This is a genomic window from Paraburkholderia sp. SIMBA_054, assembly GCF_046534875.1.
GTDB lineage: Bacteria > Pseudomonadota > Gammaproteobacteria > Burkholderiales > Burkholderiaceae > Paraburkholderia > Paraburkholderia hospita.
Map to the genome: position 1 here is coordinate 35,259 of NZ_JAWRXV010000027.1, position 20,101 is coordinate 55,359.

General features: G+C 62.5%; 18 protein-coding genes. 13 read left to right on the plus strand and 5 right to left on the minus strand.

Annotated features, from left to right (window positions below; genetic code table 11):
* Window positions 1-51: 51 nt before the first annotated feature.
* The 3 genes from rplQ to dsbD all read left to right on the plus strand — a co-directional run bounded on the left by rplQ (window position 52) and on the right by dsbD (window position 2,779).
* Entirely contained in the window at window positions 52-447 is a 396-nt protein-coding gene (rplQ, locus tag SB822_RS29310) for a 50S ribosomal protein L17 (RefSeq protein ID WP_007730705.1), read from the plus strand.
* Between the two features lie 150 nt (window positions 448-597).
* Window positions 598-930: a divalent-cation tolerance protein CutA gene (gene cutA, locus SB822_RS29315; protein WP_079483660.1), complete on the plus strand. Its 333-nt coding sequence runs from the start codon at window positions 598-600 to the stop codon at window positions 928-930.
* On the plus strand, window positions 923-2,779 hold the full coding sequence (dsbD, locus tag SB822_RS29320) for a protein-disulfide reductase DsbD (RefSeq protein ID WP_086909319.1): 1,857 nt from the start codon (window positions 923-925) through the stop codon (window positions 2,777-2,779). Before cutA ends, dsbD begins: the two co-directional genes overlap by 8 nt.
* A 137-nt stretch (window positions 2,780-2,916) precedes the next feature.
* Here dsbD and hemB read toward each other — a convergent pair whose 3' ends face one another.
* Together hemB and yihA are read right to left on the minus strand one after the other, a co-directional pair.
* The gene (hemB, locus tag SB822_RS29325; RefSeq protein ID WP_090836679.1) at window positions 2,917-3,915 is read right to left on the minus strand and encodes a porphobilinogen synthase; all 999 of its coding nucleotides are present in this window, start codon (window positions 3,913-3,915) and stop codon (window positions 2,917-2,919) included.
* A gap of 236 nt (window positions 3,916-4,151) precedes the next feature.
* Complete coding sequence (yihA, locus tag SB822_RS29330; RefSeq protein WP_090836682.1) at window positions 4,152-4,814, minus strand: ribosome biogenesis GTP-binding protein YihA/YsxC; 663 nt, start codon at window positions 4,812-4,814, stop codon at window positions 4,152-4,154.
* Between the two features lie 266 nt (window positions 4,815-5,080).
* Here yihA and SB822_RS29335 point away from each other — a divergent pair, with 266 nt between their 5' ends.
* The 5 genes from SB822_RS29335 (at window position 5,081) to msrQ (ending at window position 11,206) form a co-directional block, all read left to right on the plus strand.
* Entirely contained in the window at window positions 5,081-5,734 is a 654-nt protein-coding gene (locus tag SB822_RS29335; RefSeq protein WP_007730716.1) for a c-type cytochrome, read from the plus strand.
* 117 nt (window positions 5,735-5,851) lie between these two features.
* Window positions 5,852-8,086 (plus strand): cytochrome c biogenesis protein ResB, encoded by a 2,235-nt coding sequence (locus SB822_RS29340; RefSeq protein ID WP_090836685.1) that lies wholly within the window; start codon window positions 5,852-5,854, stop codon window positions 8,084-8,086.
* 4 nt (window positions 8,087-8,090) lie between these two features.
* Entirely contained in the window at window positions 8,091-9,308 is a 1,218-nt protein-coding gene (gene ccsB, locus SB822_RS29345; protein WP_086909317.1) for a c-type cytochrome biogenesis protein CcsB, read from the plus strand.
* Window positions 9,309-9,503: 195 nt separating this feature from the next.
* The gene (gene msrP, locus SB822_RS29350; protein WP_007585284.1) at window positions 9,504-10,496 is read left to right on the plus strand and encodes a protein-methionine-sulfoxide reductase catalytic subunit MsrP; all 993 of its coding nucleotides are present in this window, start codon (window positions 9,504-9,506) and stop codon (window positions 10,494-10,496) included.
* A gap of 11 nt (window positions 10,497-10,507) precedes the next feature.
* Window positions 10,508-11,206, plus strand: coding sequence for a protein-methionine-sulfoxide reductase heme-binding subunit MsrQ (gene msrQ, locus SB822_RS29355; RefSeq protein WP_407671736.1), 699 nt, complete (start codon window positions 10,508-10,510; stop codon window positions 11,204-11,206).
* A gap of 85 nt (window positions 11,207-11,291) precedes the next feature.
* On the opposite strand, the gene lysA is transcribed toward msrQ, so the two are convergent.
* Window positions 11,292-12,554 (minus strand): diaminopimelate decarboxylase, encoded by a 1,263-nt coding sequence (lysA, locus tag SB822_RS29360; RefSeq protein WP_090836686.1) that lies wholly within the window; start codon window positions 12,552-12,554, stop codon window positions 11,292-11,294.
* A gap of 9 nt (window positions 12,555-12,563) precedes the next feature.
* Window positions 12,564-12,881: an LPS translocon maturation chaperone LptM gene (lptM, locus tag SB822_RS29365; protein WP_007585287.1), complete on the minus strand. Its 318-nt coding sequence runs from the start codon at window positions 12,879-12,881 to the stop codon at window positions 12,564-12,566.
* Window positions 12,882-12,916: 35 nt separating this feature from the next.
* On the opposite strand from lptM, the gene cyaY reads away from it, so the two are divergent.
* Window positions 12,917-13,234, plus strand: a complete 318-nt coding sequence (cyaY, locus tag SB822_RS29370) for an iron donor protein CyaY (RefSeq protein ID WP_007585288.1) — start codon at window positions 12,917-12,919, stop codon at window positions 13,232-13,234.
* Window positions 13,235-13,335: 101 nt separating this feature from the next.
* On the opposite strand, the gene SB822_RS29375 is transcribed toward cyaY, so the two are convergent.
* The gene (locus SB822_RS29375) at window positions 13,336-15,729 is read right to left on the minus strand and encodes a penicillin-binding protein 1A (protein ID WP_410856219.1); all 2,394 of its coding nucleotides are present in this window, start codon (window positions 15,727-15,729) and stop codon (window positions 13,336-13,338) included.
* A 253-nt stretch (window positions 15,730-15,982) separates the two neighbouring features.
* Here SB822_RS29375 and pilM point away from each other — a divergent pair, with 253 nt between their 5' ends.
* The 4 genes from pilM to SB822_RS29395 are packed head-to-tail and all read left to right on the plus strand — an operon-like array spanning window position 15,983 to window position 20,041.
* On the plus strand, window positions 15,983-16,942 hold the full coding sequence (pilM, locus tag SB822_RS29380) for a type IV pilus biogenesis protein PilM (RefSeq protein ID WP_086909311.1): 960 nt from the start codon (window positions 15,983-15,985) through the stop codon (window positions 16,940-16,942).
* Window positions 16,939-17,550, plus strand: coding sequence for a fimbrial assembly protein (locus SB822_RS29385; RefSeq protein ID WP_410856220.1), 612 nt, complete (start codon window positions 16,939-16,941; stop codon window positions 17,548-17,550). Before pilM ends, SB822_RS29385 begins: the two co-directional genes overlap by 4 nt.
* Window positions 17,547-18,461 (plus strand): hypothetical protein, encoded by a 915-nt coding sequence (locus tag SB822_RS29390; protein ID WP_410856221.1) that lies wholly within the window; start codon window positions 17,547-17,549, stop codon window positions 18,459-18,461. The genes SB822_RS29385 and SB822_RS29390 overlap by 4 nt, the downstream gene beginning before the upstream one ends.
* The gene (locus tag SB822_RS29395; RefSeq protein WP_410856222.1) at window positions 18,458-20,041 is read left to right on the plus strand and encodes a type IV pilus secretin PilQ; all 1,584 of its coding nucleotides are present in this window, start codon (window positions 18,458-18,460) and stop codon (window positions 20,039-20,041) included. The genes SB822_RS29390 and SB822_RS29395 overlap by 4 nt, the downstream gene beginning before the upstream one ends.
* The last annotated feature ends 60 nt before the right edge of the window (window positions 20,042-20,101 follow it).

Below are 20,101 nucleotides of genomic sequence, written 5' to 3' on the forward strand. Positions count from 1 at the left end.
AAGGAAAGCGATAGAAGAGCTGGACCAAAACTTTGATTCAAGGAAATTGAAATGCGTCACCGTCATGGTTTGCGGAAACTGAACCGCACGAGCAGCCACCGTCTGGCAATGCTCCGTAACATGTCCAACTCGCTGATCGAGCACGAAGTCATCAAGACGACGCTGCCGAAGGCGAAGGAACTCCGTAAAGTCGTCGAGCCGCTGATCACGCTCGGCAAGAAGCCGTCGCTGGCAAACCGTCGCTTGGCATTTAATCGCCTGCGCGATCGTGACTCGGTCACGAAGCTGTTCGACGTGCTGGGCCCGCGCTTCGCGAACCGTCCGGGTGGCTACCTGCGCATCCTGAAGTTCGGTTTCCGCGTTGGCGACAACGCACCGATGGCGCTGGTCGAATTGCTCGACCGTCCGGAAGTCGAGGAAGTCGAAAACGTTGCAGAAGCTGAATAAGCCTTCTGACAGCGACTAAAAAAGCCAGGCGTGAGCCTGGCTTTTTTGTTTCTAGCGTGCGTTCTGCCTATGCCATTCGAGCGCCAGCGAGCTATCAGGACAAGGTGATACGATAGCGTCACCCTGTTTTGGAAAGCGCTGGAGCGGTCGGTGAACGTGAATGTGAGTTTGGTATTGACGACCGTGCCGGACCTCGCAACGGCGCAAAAATTGGCTCAGGACGCACTTTCAGCACGTCTCGCTGCGTGTGTGTCGCAGCTTGGCAGCGTCCAGTCGAGCTACCACTGGCAGGGCAAGATCGAATCGGCGGAAGAGATCCAGTTGCTGTTCAAGACGAGCGTCGTCCGAACGCTTGAGCTCGAACGGTTCATCCAGGCTCAGCATCCGTACGACACGCCCGAAATCCTTTCCTGGCAAGTCACTGCGTCGGCCGCGTATGGCCAATGGGTGAATGCCGAAACGCAACGCCCAATCCATGTTTAACGGCTTGTCCCGGCGCTGGCGGAATGTCGCGCGCTTTCTCACCTTTGTCGCAGGCGTACTGCTGCTATCGCTGACTACGGCGAGCGTCGTTCGTGCGGCGGACGACTTTCTCGATCCCGCGGTCGCTTTCAGATTCAGCGCATCCGAGCAGCCAGGCGAAGTGCTGGTTCACTACAAGATCGCCGACGGCTACTACATGTACCGGGAGCGATTCGCCTTCGCGACGCGCAACGGTACAGCCACGATCGGTGACGCGCAATTACCCGCGGGGCATGTGAAGTTCGATCAAACCTTCGCGAAAAATGTCGAAACCTATCGCGGAGAATTGACCGTCCGCGTCCCCGTAACGCAGGCGAGCGGTCCCTTCGATCTTGCCGTTACATCGCAAGGCTGCGCCGACGCGGGCATCTGCTATCCGCCAATGGAGCGCGTCTACCACGTGACGGGAGCGGCGTTGCACGCGGCCGTTGCGGGTAATACGAACACGGTGCCGGCTCAGGACACTCAAAGCGGCACCTCGTGGTACGAGCGCGCGACCAGCGCAGACTATGCGCAGTCACTGCTGCAAGGCGGCGGCTTTTTCGCGATCGTCGGTTTGTATTTCGTCGCCGGCATCGTGCTGAGTCTGCTTCCCTGTTCGTATCCGATGATCCCGATTCTGTCGGCAATCATCATCGGCGAGGGGCCTCGGGTCACGCGGTCGCGCGGTTTCGCGCTGTCGCTGGCTTATGTTGTCGGGATGGCGCTCGTGTACACGGTGCTTGGCATCGCGGCCGCGCTCGTTGGGCAAAGCCTTGGCGCCTGGCTGCAGAACCCGTGGGTGCTCGGCGCGTTTGGCGTGTTGCTGTCCCTCTTTGCACTCACGCTCATCGCGGGAGTCGATATCGTGTTGCCCCAGCACTTACAGAATGGGGTTTCACCGGCGTCCGAGAAGCGCTCGGGAGGCAAGTTCGCGGCCGTCGCGGTGATGGGAGCACTTTCTGCTCTGGTAGTCGGTGCGTGCATGACGGCACCGCTGTTCGCGGTATTGGCGTTCATCGCGCACACCGGCAATGCCGTGCTGGGCGGTGCGGCACTGTTTTCGATGGGTATCGGGCTTGGCGTACCGCTGCTCATCATCGGGCTCGGTGCAGGCACGTTGTTGCCGCGCGCGGGTGCCTGGATGGACAGCGTCAAGGTTTTCTTCGGCATCGTGCTGCTCGCGGCTGCGCTCTGGATCGTGTGGCCGGTTTTAGGCCCGATTGCGCAAATGCTATTGGCCGCATTGTGGCTACTGGTCGCTGCTGCCGGCCTGGGGTTATTTTCTCCGCACGCGGGCGCAGGCTCGATCTGGCGCGGTGTTGGACGCGGAATCGGCGCAGCATTGGCGATCTGGGCCGCGGCATTACTGGTTGGGCTGGCAGCAGGATCGACGGACCCGCTGAAGCCGCTCGCCGTGATCGCTGGTCGGACATTGAATGCGCCGTCCGTGCAGGGCCAACAGGCCGATCTGACCTTCGCGCCAGTGCGCTCATCAGGTCAGCTCGACGAAGCCGTCAAAACGGCTGCTCAGCCCGCCATGCTCGATTTTTACGCGGACTGGTGCGTCAGCTGCAAGGAAATGGAGAAGTTCACCTTCAGCGACCCACGCGTCCAGGCGAAGCTCAAGCAAATGAATCTGCTGCGCGCGGATGTGACGGCCAATAATGCAGACGATCAGGTTTTGCTCAAGCGCTTCAACCTGTTCGGGCCGCCGGGAATCATCTTTTTCGACCGCGGCGGGAGAGAAGTGCTGCGCGTCGTCGGATACGAATCGGCGGACAAATTCCTGAGAAGTCTCGACCGGGCGATGACGGCACCTCAGACCTGAGCGTCAAACGTCACGCACGCATAACCAACACCGTCCGCATCAGCTTGAAAATGAAAAAAGCGGAGACCGCCGTAAGGGCAATCTCCGCTTTCAGTCGATACCTACCGCGAAACCGCGACGCGGCAGGCATCGCAACCTTACTTCTGCGCCCGCAGCAAGCGCGCAGCGTCCAGCGCGAAGTAGGTCAGCACGCCATCCGCGCCTGCGCGCTTGAACGCGAGCAGCGATTCCATCACCACCTTGTCGTGATCGAGCCAGCCGTTTTGCGCGGCGGCCTTCAGCATCGCGTATTCGCCGCTCACCTGGTACACATAAGTCGGAAAGCGGAACTCGTCCTTCACGCGACGCAAGATATCCAGATAAGGCATGCCCGGCTTGACCATCACCATGTCCGCGCCTTCTTCGATGTCGGCGCGCACTTCGCGCAGCGCCTCGTCCGAGTTGGCGGGATCGAGCTGATACGTCATCTTGTTGCCCTTGCCGAGATTCGCCGCGGAACCGACGGCATCGCGGAACGGGCCGTAGAACGCCGACGCGAACTTCGCCGAATAAGCCATGATCCGCGTGTGAATGTGGCCCTCACTTTCCAGCATCTCGCGAATCGAACCGATCCGGCCGTCCATCATGTCGGACGGAGCGACGATGTCGACGCCCGCCTGCGCCTGCGTCTGTGCCTGCTCGACGAGAATCTCGACCGTTTCGTCATTGATCACGTAGCCGTTTTCGTCGAGCACGCCGTCCTGGCCGTGGCTCGTGTACGGATCGAGCGCGACGTCCGTCAACACGCCGAGTTCGGGGAAGCGTTTCTTCAACTCGCGCACCGCGCGCGGAATCAGGCCGGCTTCATTGGTTGCCTCGCGGCCGTCGGGCGTCTTCAGCGACGGCTCGATCACCGGGAACAGCGACAGCACGGGCACGCCCAGTTCGAGACACTGCTCGGCGACGCCCATCAGCAGATCGACGGACACACGCTCGACGCCAGGCATCGACGGAACGGCCTGACGGACATTCGTGCCTTCGACTACGAAGACGGGGTAAATCAGATCATTGGTGGTGAGGATGTTCTCGCGCATCAGGCGGCGCGAAAAGTCGTCCCGGCGCATGCGGCGAGGGCGGTGATGCGGATAGAAGCTCATGTGGGGATATCTGCAAAAGTCAAAAATGCTGGCGGCACCGTGCCAGAAACTTTTCGAGACAATGGTATATCATACCGATCGAGCAAGGCGCCTAGCGCTGACCTCCCCGCTTCTCCTCCCTGAGCGGGTGCCTGTCGTTTTTCGATTAGGCTGTTTAACCCGCCGTTTTCTAGCGGCGGGTTTTTTTCTGGGCGAACGAAAACCGCCGCCCACGTGTCGCGGCGGCCCTTCTGGCCTTATTCAGCCGAAGCCGGTTCGTCGGAATCGCCCGCCATGCCGGGCGCAATCCAGCCTTCGATCAGTTCGTGCGCTTCGTCGAGGCCGACCCGCTTGAGCGCGGAAAAAAGCTGGGCGGACAGTTCGCCCTGAAAACCCGCCGCGCGATATTCATCCAGCCCTTTCTTCGTCGCCCGCAACGCGTTGATGCTCTCTTGACGAGTCAATTTGTCGCACTTGGTGAGCAATGTATGAATCGGCTTGCCCGTCGGCGCGAACCACTCGATCATCCGGCGGTCCAGTTCCGTGAGCGGCCGGCGCGAATCCATCATCAGGATCATGCCGCGCAGCTGCGACCGCGTTTGCAGATAGCTCGACAGCAACTGCTCCCAATGAGCCTTCGCCGCGCCGGGCACTTCGGCATAGCCATAGCCGGGCAGATCGACGAGATGCGCGACAGGTTCGTCCGCCGGTCCCACCGAAAAGTAGTTGATGTGCTGCGTGCGCCCAGGCGTTTTACTGGCAAACGCGAGCCGCTTCTGGTTGCAGAGGAGGTTGATGGCCGTCGACTTTCCCGCATTCGACCGCCCCGCGAAAGCGACCTCGGGTTGCGGCGTAGGCGGCAGATCGCGCAAGTGATTGACGGTCGTAAAAAAGCGCGCTTGGTGGAGCAGAAAAGACATGGAGGAGACCAGATGGAGGGGTGAATGGACGTCGAGCGGACGTCCTGCGCACATCGGCGGACGTGATGAATTGCCCTGCAGGGCGATGCAGCCCCGCCGTAAAGGCCGGAGAGGCCCGACTGGCGCCAGATCGATTAGCGAGTTATTGTACAATACGATGGTTTACTGAAAACCTGAGAGGCCGCCGCGCGGGCCTCGGCGGCTGATCGGTCGCTGTCGTATTTTGCAGAACCTCTAATTCCCACAAGACGAAACAGGGTGTGCGAATGAATCGACTGGGCAAGTTTCTGGTGGTACTTCACACAGCAGCAGGTCTTTCAGGTTTGGCGGTACAGGCAAGAGCAGCAGATCAGGCAAAGCCGGATTTGAATCGGGGGCAGGCAATCGCAGCGCAGGTGTGCGCCTCATGTCACGGCGCGGATGGCAACAGTGCGGGCGGCGCGTATCCGAAGCTCGCCGGCCAACACCCCGAGTATCTCGTCAAGCAGCTCAAAGATTTCAAAACCCAGCCAGGTGCGAAGCAGCCCGCGCGCAACAATGCGATCATGGCGGGTATGGCGGCGGCGCTGACCGATCAGGACATGGTCAACGTGTCGGCGTACTTCGCGTCGCAGGCTCCGAAGCCGGGTTACGCGCACAACAAGGACACCGTGCCCCTCGGGCAGAAGATTTATCGCGCTGGTATCGCCGACAAGGGCGTTCCCGCGTGCGCCAGCTGTCACGGGCCGACGGGGCAGGGAATTCCGTCACAGTATCCGCGCCTGTCGGGGCAATGGGCGGATTACACCGTGGCACAGTTGGCCGCGTTCACGCAGGGCCCGGGCGCGCGCAACAACAACGAAGCAATGCACGCCGTCGCATCGCGTTTGTCGGATAGCGAGATCAAGGCGGTGGCCGATTACATCGCGGGCTTGCATTAAGAGTCCGTACGAAAGCGAAGCCGGCTGGAACATGGCCGGCAAAAAACAAGAAAAGGGTGAGGGAATCGCAAGCAGCGATGTCCCTTCACCCTTTTTTGCTGTTCAGTCGGAGTTTGAATGAGCGTCACCACGTCGGGTTTGGAGTTGAAGTCGCGGCAGCGCTTCCTGCGCACGTCCGTCGAATTGCTGAGTTCTATGCGCTTTGCGATCGCATTGCTCGTGATCCTGTCGATTGCGAGCATCATCGGCACCGTGCTCACGCAGGACGATCCGTATCCGAACTACGTCAACCAGTTCGGGCCGTTCTGGGCCGACATCTTCCGCTCGCTGAGCCTGTACAACGTGTACAGCGCGTGGTGGTTCATGCTGATCCTCGGCTTTCTGCTCGTGTCGGTCTCGCTGTGCGTGATCCGCAACGCGCCGAAGATGATCGCCGATATGAAAAGCTGGAAGGACAAGGTCCGCGAAGGCAGCCTGCGCGCGTTCCATCACAAGGGCGAGTTCGAGGTGCCGAACGCGACGCGCGCGCAAGCCGCATCCACGCTCGGCAAGCTGTCGGCGAAGCTCGGCTACAAGTACGTGACGCGCGAATCGGAAGGCGCGACGCTGATCGCCGCGAAGCGCGGCGCGCTGACCAAGCTCGGCTACATCTCTGCCCACATTGCGATCGTGATCATCTGCATCGGCGGGCTGCTCGACAGCAATCTGCCCATCAAGCTGCAGATGTGGCTGTTCGACAAGACGCCGATCCGCAGCAACACTGTCATCAACGAGATCCCGCCCGAGCATCGCCTGTCGCAAGGCAACCCGACGTTCCGCGGCTACGCGTGGGTGCCGGAAGGCCAGCATGTATCGACGGCGATCCTGAACCAGCAGGACGGCTCGCTGATCCAGGATCTGCCGTTCTCGATCGAACTGAACAAGTTCATCGTCGATTACTACTCGACGGGCATGCCGAAGCTCTTTGCAAGCGACATCGTCGTGATCGACCACAAGACGGGCGCGCGCGTCCCAGCACGCGTCGAGGTGAACAAGCCGTTCGAATACGACGGCGTGTCGATCTATCAGTCGAGCTTCCAGGACGGCGGCTCGCAGATGCAGACGACGGCCTGGCCGATGACGGGCAGCAACGTCAAGAACGAGCCGTTCAGCGGCGAGATTGGCGGCTCGAAGGTGTTGAGCGCGTCGATGCCCGGCGCGGATGGCCAGACGGTCGAATTTGCCGATTTCCGTGCGATCAACGTCGAGAACATCTCGAACGGCAACGGCCAGAACGATGCACGCGGCGTCGCCGCACATCAGTCGCTAAAGGAAGCCTTCGACGAACGCCTCGGCTCTGGCGCAAAGACGTCGAAACCGGTCGATCTGCATAACGTCGGCCCGTCGGTGCAGTACAAGGTGCGCGATAAAGACGGCCAGGCGCGCGAGTACAACAACTACATGCTGCCCGTCGACGTAAGCGGCGAGCGCGTGTTCCTCGCGGGCATGCGCGCGAATCCTGACGATGCATTCCGCTATCTGCGCATTCCCGCCGACGCGGGCGGCACGGTCAACGAATGGATGCGGATGCGCGCGGCGCTCCAGGATCCCGCCATCCGCGCACAGGCGGCGCGCGATTTCGCGCAGCGCTCGGTCCAGTCGAACGCGGAATTGCAGCAGCATCTGGAAGAGAGCGCATCGCGCGTGCTGACGCTGTTCGCGGGCGACGATCCGAGTCTGGGCAAGGCAGTCAATGGTCAGAAGATTGGCGGTTTCCAGGCGGTCGCCGCGTTCATCGATCACTCTGTCCCCAAGGCAGAGCAGGAGAAGGCGGCAGGACTTTTGCTTCGCATGCTCGAAGGTTCGATGTGGGACGTATGGCAACTCGCGCGCAAGCAGGCGGGAGAAGGCCCGGCAACGGCCGATCCGACCACGAGCCGCTTCGTGCAGAGTTCGATCAACGCGATTTCCGACAGCTTTCTGTACGGTTCACCCGTCTATTTGCAGCTTGACTCCTTCAAGCAGGTGCAAGCTTCGGTATTTCAGTTGACGCGCGCGCCGGGCAAAAAAGTCGTGTATCTTGGCAGCCTGCTACTCGTGTTGGGCATCTTTTCGATGTTCTATGTCCGCGAACGGCGGCTGTGGTTCTGGCTCAAGGACGCGGAGCACGGCGGCAATGGCGTGAACGTCGTGATGGCGATGTCGACAGCGCGCAGAACGTTCGATTTCGAGAAGGAATTCGCCCAAACCCGCGATGCCGTCGGCGTCGCGCTGGGCGGCAAGCCTGTCGATGCCGATTCCGCCCACGAGGCGAAGGGCGCCGCCCGTGCAACGAGCGAAGCGTCCGCAGATTCATCCGATTCGACCCGGTAAGATCATGGACCTGACTCAAGTTTCCTCATCCTCGCGCGCCAAGCCGCGTGCCGATACGGCGGCTCACTCGACCCCGCATCTGACTGGCGAGGCGCTGCTGGACGATCGTCCATTCCTGAAGCGCCTCGGCCTGTTCGACTGGCTGTTCGCGCTCGCGATGGTCGCGGGCGCCGGGTTTGCGCTGTCGCGCTACCACGACTACATGAATTACTACGACAAGCTGGTGCTGGTGTGCACGGTGCCTGTTTTCGTCGTGCTCGGCTGGCGCTGGAAACCAGTGCGTCTGCTGATGGCGTGCATCGCCGTGCTGTCGCTGTCGGCTATCCAGATTTACGGCGGCGATCTCGCCCGCGCCGACCACGCGTTCTTCCTCAAGTATTTCCTGTCGAGCCAGTCGGCCATCCTGTGGATGAGCGCGCTGTTCGTGCTGGCCACGCTGTTCTACTGGATCGGCATGCTGTCGCGTTCGCCGACGGGCGCGGCGATCGGCTCGAAGATGACGTGGGTGGCGGTGCTGATGGGCTTCGTCGGCCTGATGGTGCGCTGGTACGAGTCGTATCTGATCGGCTCGGACGTCGGCCATATTCCGATCTCGAACCTCTACGAAGTGTTCGTGCTGTTCAGCCTGATTACGGCGCTGTTCTACCTGTACTACGAGCAGCACTACAACACGCGCTCGCTCGGTGCGTTCGTGCTGCTGGTGATCAGCGCGGCCGTCGGTTTCCTGATGTGGTACTCAATTGCGCGCGACGCGCAGCAGATCCAGCCGCTCGTCCCCGCGCTGCAAAGCTGGTGGATGAAGATTCACGTACCCGCGAACTTCATCGGTTATGGCAGCTTCGCGCTGTCGGCGATGGTTGGTGTCGCGTATCTGATGAAGGAGCACGGCGTGCTGGCCGACCGCCTGCCTACACTCGACGTGCTCGACGACGTCATGTACAAATCGATCGCCGTCGGCTTCGCGTTCTTCACGATCGCGACGATTCTCGGCGCGCTGTGGGCCGCCGAAGCGTGGGGCGGCTACTGGAGCTGGGACCCGAAGGAAACCTGGGCGCTGATCGTCTGGCTGAACTACGCAGCGTGGCTGCACATGCGTCTGATGAAAGGCCTGCGCGGTGCCGTCGCCGCATGGTGGGCGCTGACGGGCCTGCTGGTGACGAGCTTCGCGTTCCTCGGCGTCAATATGTTCCTGTCGGGGCTGCATAGCTACGGCAAGCTGTAAGTTTCAGTTTTGCCGGGTAGGAACGACCAGAAACCGCCGTGTGCGCTGCACCGGCGGTTTTTTTATGCCGGTATGGAAGAATCGCTCGCCGCGTGTGTTAACAGAACGAAGAACCGAGAATGAAGAACGGCGACTCCAACGCGCGAGTCGAATGGATACCGATCGGGCCAACGCGCCCGGCAAGGAGTTTTCAGCATGTGGATCAAGCGAAGCGACCGAGGCCAGCTGTACGGCGACGACATCGCGCGCAGCGAAATCACGCCGCAGCGCGTGTTCGAGAATCGCCGGCGCATCCTGCAGGCGGCGGGCGCGGTGGCGCTCGGCAGCCTGATCGGCGTGCACGGTGAGGCGTACGCGGAATATTCGTCCCCCGATCCGAAGGCGCTGAAGCTCGGCGCGAAGACCAATCCGAAGTTCGTCGTCACCGACAAGGTCACGGCTTACAAAGACATCACCACGTACAACAACTTCTACGAGTTCGGCACCGACAAGAGCGACCCCGCGCATAACGCCGGGACGTTGCGGCCGCGTCCGTGGAAGGTGAGCGTCGAAGGCGAGGTGAAGAACGCGAAGGTCTACGACATAGACGAATTGCTGAAGCTCGCGCCGCTCGAAGAGCGCGTGTACCGGTTGCGTTGCGTCGAAGGCTGGTCGATGGTGATTCCGTGGATCGGCATTCCGCTGTCGGAAGTCATCAAGCGCGCGCAACCGACGGCGAACGCGAAATACGTACAGTTCATCACGCTTGCCGATCCGTCGCAGATGCCTGGATTGTCCGAGCCGATTCTCGAATGGCCCTATTCGGAAGGTCTGCGGATGGACGAAGCGATGAATCCGCTGACGCTGCTGACGATGGGCGTCTACGGCCAGGTGCTGCCGAATCAGAACGGCGCGCCCGTGCGCATCATCGTGCCGTGGAAGTACGGCTTCAAGAGCGCGAAGTCGCTGGTGAAAATCCGCTTCGTCGACAAGCAGCCGCCGACCAGTTGGAACACCTACGCGCCGAGCGAGTACGGTTTCTATTCGAACGTGAATCCGAACGTCGACCATCCGCGCTGGAGCCAGGCGACCGAACGGCGCATCGGTGACGGCATCTTCACGCCCAAGCGGAACACGCTGATGTACAACGGCTACGGCGATCTGGTCGCGTCGATGTATCAGGGCATGGACCTGAAGAAGAACTTTTGATGGCGGCGCGCATGGCAACCGATACGACCCAAACCGCGACCGCCAGCAACGCCACGAACACCGTGCGTTCGACGCGAAAAGCCGTCACGAGCGCAGGCGCCAGCCGCTGGATCGTGCCCGCGAAGATCGCGGTATTCGTCGCGGCGCTGTATCCGCTTGCGCGGCTTGTGCTGCTCGGCTTCACGGGCGGGCTGGGCGCAAACCCCATCGAGTTCATCACGCGCTCGACGGGCTTGTGGACGCTGGTCTTCATCTGCATCACGCTCGCGGTGACGCCGCTGCGCAAGTTGACGGGCTGGAACGCATTGCTGCGCTTTCGCCGGATGCTCGGCCTCTTCGCGTTCTTCTACGCCGCGCTGCATTTCACGACGTACTTCTGGTTCGACAAGTGGTTCGATATCGCCGCGATCGTGAAGGACATCGGCAAGCGGCCGTTCATCACGGTCGGCTTTGCGGCGTTCGTGCTGCTGTTACCGCTTGCCATCACGTCGCCGAAAGCGATGGTGCGCAAACTCGGTCGACGCTGGCAGACCCTGCATCGCGCCATCTACCCGATCGCAGCGCTCGCGATCCTGCATTTCTGGTGGATGAAGGCTGGCAAGCACGATCTGATCTTGCCGAAGATTTACGGCGCGATCGTGATCGCGTTGCTCGGCTGGCGCGTGCTGGTTTGGGCGCGCGACAGGATCAGGCAACGCGCAAAAACCTGACGAGCGCGAATCGACAGGCGACAAAAAAGGCGATGCGTTGTGAGCGCATCGCCTTTTTGCTTTGAGCGTCCGAAACGCGCGGATGTTATTCCGGCAGAACCGTCTCGCCCGCGAACAGGTCTTTCACTTCTTCGCGCTTGCGCACGACATACGCCTTGTCGCCGTCGACCATTACTTCGGCTGCGCGCGCACGCGTGTTGTAGTTCGAGCTCATTGCGAAACCGTAGGCGCCCGCGGAACGGATCGCGAGAAGATCGCCCGGCTCGACGGCGAGCTTGCGTTCGCGTCCGAGCCAATCGCCGCTTTCACACACGGGACCGACGACGTCATAAACATGCTTGTCGCCGGCGCGCTGCACGACGGGTTCGATTGCGTGATAAGCCTCGTACATCGCGGGGCGCGCGAGGTCGTTCATTGCCGCGTCGACGATCGCAAAGTTCTTCTCGACACCCGGCTTCAGAAACTCGACGCGCGTGAGCAGCATGCCCGCATTGCCGACGAGCGAGCGGCCCGGCTCGAAATACACCTCGCGATGGCCATGCCCGCGCGCTTCGATCCGGTCGAGCAACGTGCGCACGAAATCGCCGATATCCGGCGGCGTTTCGTCGTCGTAGGTGATACCGAGTCCGCCGCCCACATCGATATGCTTGATCTTCACACCGTCCGCTTCGATCTGCTCGACGAGTTCGAGCAGTTTGTCGACGGCGTCGAGATAGGGCGCGACTTCCGTGATCTGCGAACCGATATGGCAGTCGATGCCGACCACGTCGAGGTGCTTCATCGCAGCGGCGGCGCGATACGTGGCACGCGCTTCGTCGAATGCAACGCCAAACTTGTTCGACTTGAGGCCCGTCGAAATATACGGATGCGTCTTTGCATCGACGTCAGGATTCACGCGCAGCGACACGGGCGCCTTCTTGCCCATTTCGCCCGCAACCGCGTTGAGGCGGTCGAGTTCGGGAATCGATTCGACGTTGAAGCACTTCACGCCCGCCGCGAGCCCTTCGCGCATTTCCGCGACGCTCTTACCGACGCCCGAGAACACGGTGTTTTCCGCTTTGCCGCCTGCCGCGAGCACGCGCGCCAGCTCGCCGCTCGACACGATGTCGAAGCCCGCACCCATGCGCGCGAACAGGTTGAGCACGCCGAGGTTGCTATTCGCCTTGACAGCGACGTGCACGGTTGCGTGCCGGCCGGCGCATGCGTCGGCGTAGGCATGCCACGCCTCGGTTAGCGCAGCGCGCGAGTAGACATAGAGCGGCGTGCCGAACTGCTCGGCAAGCGACACGGCGGACACGCCTTCAGCGTGCAGCACGCCGTCGACGTAGGCAAAAGCGGATTGAGTCATACGGCAGTCTTATTGAGCTTCGGACGCGCCGGACGCCGGTTGGGCGGGCGCGTTCGACGTCGGCGCAGTGCGCAGTTCGGAATCGGGCGACAGGGACAACGGCGTGCCCGACGTATCCGGAACGGAACCTTGAGCGGATTCGGCGCCGGGTTTCACTTCGTCGGACGAGGGCGGCTGGGTCTGTTCGGTCGGCTTGGCCGGAAGCGGCGGAACGGTAGGCAGATACAGCGAACCGCGTTGTCCGCAACCGCTGAGCGCGACACCTGCGACAATAGCCAGAGTCGCTAGAATCGTGGCCGTGGCGCTCGTCCGGAAAACGACTCGCATGACTGTCCCTGAATAATTAATCGCTGGAGTTTAGCATGTCCGACAGTGAATACCTGACCCGCGCCGAGGCTGTGCTGGCAGCCATCGAACGCTCGCTCGACGATACGGACGCCGACGTCGAATTCGAGCGCAGCGGCAACGTGCTGACGCTCGAATTCGAGAACGGCACGAAGATCATCGTGAATCTTCAGCCGCCGATGCAGGAGATCTGGATCGCCGCAAAGTCGGGCGGATATCACTTCCGTTTTGTCGACGGCGCGTGGCGCGATACGCGCAACGGCACCGAGTTTTACGCGGCGCTTTCCGAATACGCGACGCAGCAGGCAGGCGAAGACGTCCAGATCGCGCCCTGAGCGTTTCGTGTCGGCGCGTGTGAAGCCGATGCACGTTTGCCGAAAATGAAAAAGCCGCCGCGTTCGACACGCAGCGGCTTTTTTTCACCGGCAATCCGGACTTAGTGACCTTTGAACAGGTTCATGATGTCCTCCTTCTCCTGCGCGCCGACCTGGGCTGGCGCGCCGCTTGCCGCGCCGCTCGCTTCGGGAGGCGGCAGCGTCACCCCGACCGTCGACACGAAGCCGTTGCCCGGCGTGAAGTCGTCGAAGTACAACTCGTCGCTGATCGATACGACGTCTTCCGGCATCGGCATCTTGTACTCGGGCACGCCCTTGAGCGCGCGTCCCATGTAGTCGATCCACACGGGCAGCGCGAGCCCGCCGCCCGTTTCCTTGTCGCCGAGACTGCGTGGGCTGTCGTAACCCATCCACGCGATCGCGCAAAGCGTGTGCTGATAACCGGCGAACCACGCGTCGCGCGAATCGTTGGTGGTGCCCGTCTTGCCCGCGAGGTCCGTGCGCTTCAGGACGTTCGACTTCGCGCCCGTGCCGCGCTGTGCGACGCTCGTCAGCAGGCTATTCATCACGTACGCGTTGCGCGGCTCGATTGCGTGCGGCGCGTTGCTGCCCGCGACGAGTGGGTCCGCATGCGCGACCACCACGCCGCGCTGATCGGTGACTTCGGCGATCAGATACGAATTCACGCGATAGCCGCCATTCGCGAACACCGAGTAGCCAGCCGCCATCTGCAGCGGCGTGACGAGGCCTGCACCGAGCGCCATCGGCAGATACGCGGGGTGACGCTCCGCATCGAAACCGAAGCGCGTGATGTACTGCTGCGCGTACTTCGTGCCGATGTGGTTGAGGATGCGAATCGACACGAGGTTCTTCGACTTCTGCAGCGCGGTGCGCATCGACATCGGGCCATCGAAGCCGCCACCGTAGTTTTTCGGCTCCCACGCCTGGCCGCCTGTTTCAGCTGCGCTGAAGAAGAGCGGCGCGTCGTTGATGACGGTTGCCGGTCCCAAGCCCTTTTCGAGCGACGCCGAATAGATGAACGGCTTGAAGCTCGAACCCGGCTGACGCCATGCCTGCGTCACATGATTGAACTTGTTCTTGTTGAAGTCGAAACCGCCAACCAGCGCGCGGATCGCGCCGTCCTGCGGCACGACGGATACGAACGCGCCTTCGATCTGCGGCAATTGCGTGATCGACCAGTTGCCGTCGTCGTTCTTCACGATACGGATGATCGCGCCCGGCCGCACGCGCTGGTTCGGCTGCGCGCGTGCGCTCAGCGCGAATGTCGCGTAGCGCAGCCCGTCGCCCTGGATCGTCACGGCGTTGCCATCGATCAGCGTCGCCTGCACCTGCTTCGGACTGGCCGACGTCACCACGGCCGCGATGATCTCGCCGTTGTCGGGATGCTCGAGCAATGCGTCGTCGATGGCCTGCTCGCGTTCGTCCGCGTCGGCGGGCAGGTCGATGAACGCTTCAGGACCGCGATAGCCGTGACGCCGTTCATAGTCCATCAAGCCTTTGCGCAGCGCCCGGTACGCAGCGTCCTGATCGGCGGAATCGATGGTCGTCACGACGTTCAGGCCGCGCGTGTACGCCTCTTCGCGGTACTGCGCGTACATCATCTGCCGCACCATTTCCGCGACGTACTCCGCGTGCACGCTGAACTCCTTGCCCGCGCCCTTGACGATGAGCGGCTGGCGGCTCGCCGTGTCGTACTGCTCCTGCGTGATATAGCCCAACTCCAGCATGCGCTGAAGGATGTATTCCTGACGCACCTTCGCGCGCTTCGGATTCACCACCGGGTTATACGCGGACGGCGCCTTCGGCAGACCGGCGAGCATCGCGCATTCGGCCAGCGACAGGTCTTTCAGGTCCTTGCCGAAGTACACGCGCGCCGCGCTCGCGAAGCCGTACGCACGCTGGCCGAGATAGATCTGATTCATGTACACCTCGAGAATCTGATCTTTGCTCAGCTTCGATTCGATCTTGTACGCGAGCAGCATCTCGTAGATCTTGCGCGTGTAGGTCTTCTCGCTCGACAGGAAGAAGTTGCGCGCAACCTGCATCGTGATCGTGCTCGCGCCCTGCGTTGCGTGGCCGTTCGTGAGCGCGACCACGCCGGCGCGTGCGATACCCATCAGATCGACGCCGCCGTGATCGTAAAAGCGCGCGTCTTCGATGGCGAGCACGGCCTTCTTGAGATTGTCCGGCACCTCGCGCATGTGCACGATGTCGCGCCGCTCTTCGCCGAATTCGCCGATCAGCACGTGATCTGCCGTGTAGATGCGCAGCGGCACCTTCGGACGATAGTCGGTCAACGCTTCGAGCGAAGGCAGATTGGGCGTGGCGACGACCAGCGCGTAACCCAGCACGAGCAAGACGCAGAGGATCCCGGCGAAGATCAGCCCGACGAAGCCAAGGATGATCTTCAGCCAGAGCGGACGCTTGCGCTTCTGCGGTGCTGGAGGCGGAGACGTAGGAGTCGTGGATTGCATATGAACACCAGAAAACGGTCCCGCGATTATAGCCGCCCGACCCGGTAGCTTTCGGCGTGCTTACGGCCGACGCAATTGCACGGCTATGAGAACACTGTAGTGCCTTTGATTGTCGCCGGATATCAGTTACCCGACCATTAGCCATTCGGCTGAATTTCGCTTGTGTGTCGCGCTGCGCAGAATGCCTTCCGTTGCCCGCGTTCTCTGGAAGCCGCGGGCCTTCAGTTTCCGTTGGTATCTGAGGGAGGAAGGAATGGCGTTGAAACACTCGTTACGAATGGCGATGCGGCGTCAGGCAGTCGGCATCGATGTCGGCGCGCAAGCGGTGAGGATCGTTGCGCTCAGTTGCAGCGCGCGAAAGATGGGACCCGTGCGCATCGAATGCATTGCTTTGGAGCCACTCGCGCCGGGCGCGATGGCAGGCGCGGAGATCGTGGACCGGCAAGCGGTGGCGCGCGCGTTGTCCGAGGCATTCTGCCATGTGCCCCAGCAATGCATGTCGGCGGCACTGCGTTGCGCAATGGCGATTCCGGGTTCCGCGACGTTCACGGCGCATCTGCCCGTTAACCACGCGAGCGGCCCGCATGGTTCGGCTGCGTCAATCGAGCCTACGGTGCTGATGGAAGCCGAGCGCGTCGCGGGCATCGAGCGTCATGCGCTCGCCGTCGACTGGTATGTCGACGAGTCGCCGCCGCATCTTCGCACGGTGTCGATTGCCGCGACGGCGCGCGAGCATCTCGAAGCGCGCATCGAAAGCGCAGCGATGGCGGGCGTGACGCTGACAACCGTCGACGTCGAGCCGCATGCGGCGTTGCGCGCGCTGCGTCACGCGGCGACCTTCGAACTCGAACTGCACGAACCGTATGCGGCGATCTGGATCGGCAGCGATGGCGTGTACGGCTGGCGCGTCGAAGGGGAAACAATCGCGGAAGAAATCCGTTATCCATCGCCCGAATATTCGTGCGTCGCCGACGCGTTGCGTGATCTCGCGGAAAACAACCTGAACGTGTGCGCGCTCGTGGGCGGCGAAATCGAATTGCTTGAAGGCGTGTGCTTTTCGCTTGCCGATATCGGCGATGTGCTGGGCTGTTCCGTGTTGCCGTTCGACTGTTCTTCGCTCAGCGACGGCAACGTGATCCCCGACTCGGATCTGTTGCATGAGCCTTCGTTCGCGGTTGCGTTCGGTCTTGCATTGCGGGGCATTACGCAATGACCTTCGCCCACGGTTTCAATCTGTTGCCGCACCGGCAGCGCGATGCGCGGCTCGCGCGTCGGCGCCGCTATGTCGAATGGACGAGTGCGGCGCTGTGTGGTTGCGCCGCTGTGGCGTTGCTGATGACGTGGCAGACGTTCGAACGGGCGCGTATCGACAGAGAGCGCGCCGTGATCGGGCAACGCCTTGCTGTGCTCGCGCCGCCGCTTGCCGAGCACACACGGCTTGTCGGTGAGGCACGCGACGAGCGCCTGAGGAACGAGCGCGCCGCGACGCTTTCCGAACCGCTCATGCACTTTCTCGATCTGCTCGACGCGTTGAGCCGGGAGTCGTCCGAGGCTGTCGTCGTCAGGCAGTTGCGTCAACGCGGGCGCGATACGGAACTGCTTGCCGCGTCTCCCGATCATGCAGCGTCGGCGGCGTGGCTGAACCGCCTCGCCGCGTTGAAAGGCGTGAAGGATTCGGACTTGAGCGACGTGCATCGCGCGACGGGCGCGACGGAGGCATCGACTGCGTTCGAAATCAAAGCACATCTGAAATGGGACGGCCCGCCTGAAAAACCCCGGGCGCCGGCAGCGGTTCATCAGAACACGAGAGGGAAGCAATGAATACGACTATTGCTGGCCGCATCGGCATGCCGGCGACGCGCGAGCGGTTCGGACACACGCTCGTCGAGCGTCTGCGCGTGCCACTCGAGGCATGGAGCGTGCGACGACGCTGGGCCGTCGCATTGTGCATCGCTGTCGCTGCTTTCGTGCTCGGCGCGAATGCATGGCTCGCCACGGATATGAGCGGCGTGCAGGCGAGCCGCGAAATGTTATCGGCTGCGCAACGCAAGCTGGGCGAAGCCGAAGCGGCCGTCGCGCAGTTGCCTGGATTGCGTCAGGCGGCGAGCGACGCGCCGATGCCTTTGAACTGGACCTCGGCCGACGACATACGCGTGATTTCGCAGCTCGCGGCACGCAACGACGTGACGTTGCTCGTAATCGAGCCGGGCGTCGTCACGGGCAGCGGACTCGACGCCATGCGTCCGTTGCATATAACGGCTCAAGCCGACTTCGACCATGTCGTCGATTTTTGGGAAGGGCTTGCGGGTTTGCCGGTCCTCGTCGTGCCCGAAGAAGTGACGCTCAAGCGTCAGGGCGAGGCCCTGTCAATCAACGCGACGCTGCATTCGTTCAGCGCGGTTCATCCCGTGCGGAATGCCGCGCGTCGAACGGTGCGTGATGATCCTGACGCGTTTGATCCCGACGAAGAGATCGTGTTCTACGATCCGTTTCAACCTGCGGCGTTTGCGTCTGCACAGGAAAGCGCTTCGTCATCGATGCGGCTGGTCGGGCTTCTGGCCGACCGCCTGCGCGGTCTCGCGCTGATCGAAGCGGGCGACAACGCAGAGACGCTCGAACCAGGACAGCGGTGGGGCGACGAGCGGGTTGCGCATGTCGACGCACGCGCCCTCACGCTTGCAAAGCGCGATGGCAGCGTGTATTCGCTGACGCTCGCGGAGGCCGCCGAATGATGCGGCTCAACGTCATGCGTTCGATGCTCGTGTGTGCTGCTTTCGTCGCCATGGCGGCGCGCGCATCGTTGCCGCCGCTTCCCGCCGACATGCCGTTCGACGACGCGCTTACGCCCGCCGGCATGCCGCCGTTGCCGCGCGTGGTTACGACGGACGTCGCCAATCCGTTCACACCGGATGCAACCGACGAAGCCGCCGCGCCGGGGCGCGATGCGGACGCATCGGCGGATGCGGCGCAACCGTCTTCCACCGCACGCAACGAAGCCGAACCGCGACGCCAGGGCGAAGCGCGCACGGATGCGCTCGAAGGCCCGCCCGTCCCGCTCCCGCCCGCCGCGCGGCTGAGCACGAACGCTTCGCCGTCGTTTCCCGCCGACATGCCGATCACGCTGCATTTCCAGCACGCCGAACTGGGTGCCGTGCTCGGCGCGTTCGCGAAGTTCACCGGCCTGAATATCGTCGCCAGCGACAAGGCGCGCGGCGCGGTCACGCTACATCTGGACAACGTACCGTGGCGCGCCGCGTTCGATACGCTGCTCGACGTCAATGGCCTAGCGATGGAACAGCGCAGCAACGTAATTTGGGTCGCGCCGCTGTCCGAACTGGCGGCGCGCGAGCGTCAGTGCTTCGAGGCGCACGCCCGTGCCGCCGAACTCGAGCCGCTCGCGAGCCGCACCTTCGAACTGCACTACGCGCACGCCGAAGAGCTGCGCAAGCTGCTAACGGCATCGGGCAATCAGCGCGTGTTGTCCAAACGCGGTGCAGCGATGGCCGACCCGCGCACCAATCTGCTGTTCGTCACCGATCTCGACGCGCGCCTCGCGCAGATCGCGAAACTGATCGCATCGCTCGACCGGCCGACGCGTCAGGTGCTGATCGAGGCGCGCATCGTCGAAGCGGAGAAGGGTTTTTCGCGCAATCTCGGCGTGAAGCTGTCGATGCTCGCCACGAACGAGGACGGCAAGGCGACAGGCGTCGTCGGCGGCAAGGACGGCGCGATCTTCGATCTGTCGGCGCGGCCGATCTCCGGCTTCGACGCGGCCACGGCGGGCTTCACGCTGTTCGCCGCGCAGGCGACGCGCCTGGTGAACATCGAGCTGAGCGCACTCGAAGCGGGAGGGCTCGGGAGGATCGTGTCCAGTCCGCGCGTGGTGACGGCGGACCGGATGAAGGCGATCGTCGAGCAGGGCACCGAACTGCCGTATCAGGCGAAAGTGGGTCAAGGCGTGTCGGGCGTGCAGTTTCGCCGCGCCAGCCTCAAACTGGAGGTCGAACCGCAAATCACGCCGGACGGCCGGGTCGTGCTGGATCTGGACGTCGCGAAGGACAGCGTCGGCGAGCAGACGGCGTCGGGGCCCGCCATCAACACCAAACATGTGCAGACGCGCGTCGAGGTGGAAGACGGCGGGACGGTGTCGATTGGCGGAATCTACGAGTCGGATGACCGCGATGATGTGACGCGCGTGCCGCTCCTGGGCAAAATACCGCTTTTGGGCGCGCTTTTTCGGCATCGCGCCCACCGCGATCTGACCAGCGAACTCGTCGTTTTCATCACGCCGAGGGTTGTGCAGACAAATTGACGGATCGTCGGGAAAGCGCCATGGGCGCGGGCCGAAAGCATGATCGGCGGCAGCCGCGCC